This is a genomic window from Traorella sp. mt218 (genome assembly GCF_055420025.1).
Genome location: NZ_JBVAYM010000046.1, coordinates 1 through 4387, shown reverse-complemented (window position 1 = coordinate 4387; position 4387 = coordinate 1). Strand labels below are relative to the sequence as shown.

Here is a 4387-nt window from a genome sequence, read left to right as displayed (position 1 = left end):
GAATTATGACATTAAAAAAAGACTTTTTATGGGGTGGTGCAGTTGCTGCCAATCAGTGTGAAGGTGCTTGGAATGTAGATGGTAAAGGAATGAGCACAGCAGACTGTATGGTTGCTTCACATCATGGCGTACAACGTGAATTTACTGATGGAATCGTGGAAGGAAAATATTATCCGAATCATGAAGGGATTGATTTCTATCATCATTATAAGGAAGATATTGCTTTATTTGCGGAAATGGGCTTCAAATGCTTTCGCTTATCAATTGCTTGGAGCAGGATCTTTCCCAATGGTGATGATGAAACACCTAATGAAAAAGGTTTGGAATTTTATGATCATGTATTTGATGAACTGTTGAAATATGGAATTGAACCAGTCGTTACGATTTCCCATTATGAAACGCCTTATGCCCTAGTGAAAAACTATGGAACATGGCGTAATCGTAAGATGATCGATTTTTATTTAAGATTCTGTGAAACGATCTTTAAAAGATATAAGGATAAGGTAAAATATTGGATGACCTTCAATGAAATCAATGTCAATGGTTTTCATCCGGAGATGACGATGGGACTGCGTATCAAGGAAGGTGAAAATCGTAACCAGGTGATCAAACAGGCATCCCATTATGAGTTTGTAGCCAGTGCCAAAGCAGTAAAGATGGGACACGAGATCAATCCTGAATTTAAGATTGGTATGATGATGATGTATCCAACCTTCTATGGAGAAACCTGTAAGCCGGAAGATCAGCTTTGTGCCATGGAACAGATTGATAAGCAATATTATTTCTCAGATGTTCAATGCCGTGGTTATTATTCAAATAAGGCAAAGGCTTCATGGAAAAAAGAAGGAGTCGTACTTGATATAACGGATGAAGATGTAAAAGCATTAAAAGAAGGAACTGTCGATTATATCGCTTTCTCTTATTATAACTCGAACGTAGCATCTTCAAGAGATGATGTCGAGTGTACCGATGGCAACATGGTAAATGCTGTTAAGAATCCTTATCTGAAAGCCAGTGACTGGGGATGGCAGATTGATCCGATCGGTCTGAGAATTGCCCTTAACAATTTATATGATCGTTATCAAAAACCGGTATTTATCGTTGAAAATGGATTAGGTGCCAAGGATATCGTCAAGGAAGACGGAAGCATTGATGATGATTACCGCATCGATTATTTAAAAGCACATATCCAGGCCATGAAAGAAGCTGTTGAAGAAGATGGGGTCGATTTGATGGGTTATACTCCATGGGGACCAATCGATCTTGTCAGCTGTGGTACCGGTGAAATGCAGAAGCGTTATGGTTTCATTTATGTAGATCGTGATGATTTAGGCAGAGGAACGTTGAAAAGAAGCAAGAAGAAAAGCTTTGAATGGTATAAGAAAGTGATTGCCAGCAATGGTGAAGAATTATAATAGATGATATTAAAACAGATGGCGGATATTGATATCAGCCATCTATTGTTTTATCGTTTATTCCTGATGCCCAGGCTTATAATTATATTTTTTGTATGCCCAGAAATGAAGCTTTGCCATTCTTTGGGCAAGATCTGTTGGGTATTCAATGACTGCATTGCTTCCAAAGCGTGCAAAATAATTGATCAGCTGGTTATAGGAACAGTCAAAATAATAATCATTTCCTTCGATTTTAGTAGGGAGAGGGCGATGAACATAAAAGCGTTCAAACATTCTTTTTCCATAAGGTTCATTGAGATGTACCTTGATAGGCTGGTCATTAGAATGATAAATGAATTGGACACCATTACGTAAAGCTCTGGTATAGACATTTATTTCTTCTTCATGAAACGCATATTTTTGTTCATGGATACTAAGACGTTCGATCTTAGAAAGCCGGAAGGTTGAAGGCTGCTGTGTCGGAACATCATTATAGCTGAGGATGGTAGCCAGTACATAGTTATGCAATTCCTCAAATGAAGCGGCAATCTTATAAGGAGCTGCCATATATTTATCATTTCCCTGATTCATGGTGAAGATGATCGTTTGTTTACTTTCAATAGCTTTCTGAATGATGTCATTGATATCTTTGAAAAGAATCAGTTCTCTTTTATCTTGCGGTAAAGATGCATAAGAGGCAAACATGGAAGCATAATAAGAAGATAGGCTATGATTCTGTAATAAGACTCTTTCAATATACTCAACAGCAGTTTCAGAGTTTTTTGTTGGTTTGAAGGATATAGAAGCAGATGCTTTTTTTGATCCTTGATTATTTTTAATAGTTTGAAGCTCATGAGTAATTTCTTCTGAAAGACGATTTCTTTCTTCAACAGAAAGAGAGGAATGGCTGAGGATATTCTGAATCGAAGCATATAAATATTTTTGTTTATTCTGGTGTTCTTCATAGTAATTAACAATCAACGTATTGATGAAATTATTGATATTCACATCACCGTTTGATTTTAAAAATCCGAAATTTGAAGCATCCTTTAATAATGTTTCTTTTAATTCATTTGTAAGATATATTTTTATTTTTTCGCTCATAGTAATAATATACCTAAAAAGGGGTTATATTTCAATATAAAATAATAAATAAGTGCTTTAAATATAATAAAAAAAGGGGTCATTAATAAAAAGAATCTGACCATTTTATTTTTATTGAAATTTAATTATAATAATCATGCAGGAGGAAATCCTGCTGGTCTTTGACAAATGTATCATTGAACCTTATGAAAGATAGGAGGGACACTCCTATAAGGATCAGGCTTGAATCGATGAGTTTAAGGGGAGGCTCTTAAAGGGTATCGTTGAGGCATCAGTAATGCTGTCTTTGAATGAGTGATAACACTCAAAAACAAGTCTGAAGTGGGGTTCGGTTATTATCGTAATGTAGATCATCCAGACGGGGTCATCGCCGACAGTACAGTGTACGTGTAGGGTAGTAATGTCAATGGGGTGGTAGCCAGTGACTAGCTATAGATACCAAATAAGCCCTTTGCAGTTGATGAACAGTAATGTTCTATAAGTCAGGGTGATCGTACAAGTAGGGGAAAGCTGCACAAAGGTTATATCAGCATATGGAAATCCTATGTCCCTGAACGTTGGTCCCAGGAGGACTCAGAGCTTTGAAGCTAACGCTTAGCTGTGATCGCGTAAGTGTCGCTCACTTGCAAGGAATCACAGTTCTCTTGACAGAATAACGCCCTTAACCGAATGCTTAGTGTGAGGAACACCAATGATACATTTGTCAAAGATCAAGGATCATTCATTTGCTCACGTAGATGATTTACATGAGCATTTTGATATTTTATCGTATATAATAGAGATGCCAAAAGGAGAAGATGTTATGAGTGAAAAAGAAAAGATGATACGTGGTGAAATCTATAATGCGGCTGATCCCCAATTAGTTCTTGAACGTTTTAAGGCTAATCGCATTTGTAGTAGTTATAATAAAAAAGCCTTGAACGAAATCAACATGCGATCAAGACGGATGAGAAAGCTATTGCATACAGAAGGTAATTTTTGGATCAAACCACCTTTTTTCTGTGATTATGGCTATAACATTTATTTAGGAAAAAATGTAATGATGAATTATGGCTGTGTACTGTTAGATGTATGTCCGATCAAAATAGGTGAACATACGCTGATCGGTCCCGGTACGCATATTTATACCGCAGCACATGCTTTAGATGCGAAAGAAAGGGAACAGGATGTAGAGTTTGGAAAACCGGTGACGATTGGCAGAAATGTCTGGATCGGCGGACATTGTACGATCCTTCCGGGTATCACAATTGGTGATAATACGATTATCGGTGCCGGAAGTGTCGTCACCAAAAATATACCGGCTAATGTGATAGCTGCGGGCAATCCATGCAGGATCATAAGAGAGAATAAATAATTATTGGTGATCCAGATAATGGATCAGAAATCTTTTAGCTAATGAGTTTTCTTTGATATATTGACGTGCTTCTTCAAAAGAAAACCACTTTGCTTCATCCACTTCATTGGTTAATGAAAAGTCCTCGCTGTCACTGGCACATGAAAAATTAAACATACAAGTATTTGTCGGTTCAAAATATTCGCTGGAATTAAAGGTTAATTCATCCACATGCAAATGTACTTCTTCAAAAACTTCACGTTTGACAGCTTCAAGTGCATTTTCGCCTTTATTGATATAGCCGGCGACTAATATATAAGATGGTTTGCCATACTGCTTGATGAGCAGTATTTTATTTTTATCAGGATTTAAGATGATCATGCTTACAGCACTTGAAAAAATAGGAAAACGATATTCATGACATTTTTCACAATAAGGAATCATTCCTTCATTTTCAAGTTCTTTATAAATCAGCTTTGTACCACATTCAACACAATATTTCATGAGTGTATTTTATCACTATCATCTTAAAAGTAAAAGTGGTATATTATTCAAA

The 4387-nt window shown here is 36.4% G+C and carries 4 protein-coding genes; 2 read left to right on the top strand and 2 right to left on the bottom strand.

The genetic code is table 11. The features are described 5' to 3' along the window. The first annotated feature begins 5 nt into the window (after nt 1-5). Entirely contained in the window at nt 6-1415 is a 1410-nt protein-coding gene (locus tag ACZYT3_RS12555; RefSeq protein ID WP_464088889.1) for a 6-phospho-beta-glucosidase, read from the top strand. Between the two features lie 57 nt (nt 1416-1472). Here the strand turns inward: ACZYT3_RS12555 and ACZYT3_RS12550 are convergent, their stop codons facing one another. Next, nucleotides 1473-2498 carry a WYL domain-containing protein gene (locus ACZYT3_RS12550; protein WP_464088888.1) on the bottom strand — a complete coding sequence of 342 codons (1026 nt, stop codon included), beginning with the start codon at nt 2496-2498 and terminating at the stop codon, nt 1473-1475. A gap of 802 nt (nt 2499-3300) precedes the next feature. Here ACZYT3_RS12550 and ACZYT3_RS12545 point away from each other — a divergent pair. Beyond that, nucleotides 3301-3852, top strand: a complete 552-nt coding sequence (locus ACZYT3_RS12545) for a sugar O-acetyltransferase (protein WP_464088887.1) — start codon at nt 3301-3303, stop codon at nt 3850-3852. Here the strand turns inward: ACZYT3_RS12545 and ACZYT3_RS12540 are convergent, their stop codons facing one another. Next, nucleotides 3853-4335 carry an NAD(+) diphosphatase gene (locus ACZYT3_RS12540; protein ID WP_464088886.1) on the bottom strand — a complete coding sequence of 161 codons (483 nt, stop codon included), beginning with the start codon at nt 4333-4335 and terminating at the stop codon, nt 3853-3855. Between the last annotated feature and the right edge of the window lie 52 nt (nt 4336-4387).

Bases quoted from the DNA above. Each gene is read 5' to 3' on its own strand.
- ACZYT3_RS12555 (WP_464088889.1), top strand. From the start codon at position 6: ATGACATTAAAAAAAGACTTTTTATGGGGTGGTGCAGTTGCTGCCAAT.
- ACZYT3_RS12550 (WP_464088888.1), bottom strand. From the start codon at position 2,498: ATGAGCGAAAAAATAAAAATATATCTTACAAATGAATTAAAAGAAACA.
- ACZYT3_RS12545 (WP_464088887.1), top strand. From the start codon at position 3,301: ATGAGTGAAAAAGAAAAGATGATACGTGGTGAAATCTATAATGCGGCT.
- ACZYT3_RS12540 (WP_464088886.1), bottom strand. From the start codon at position 4,335: ATGAAATATTGTGTTGAATGTGGTACAAAGCTGATTTATAAAGAACTT.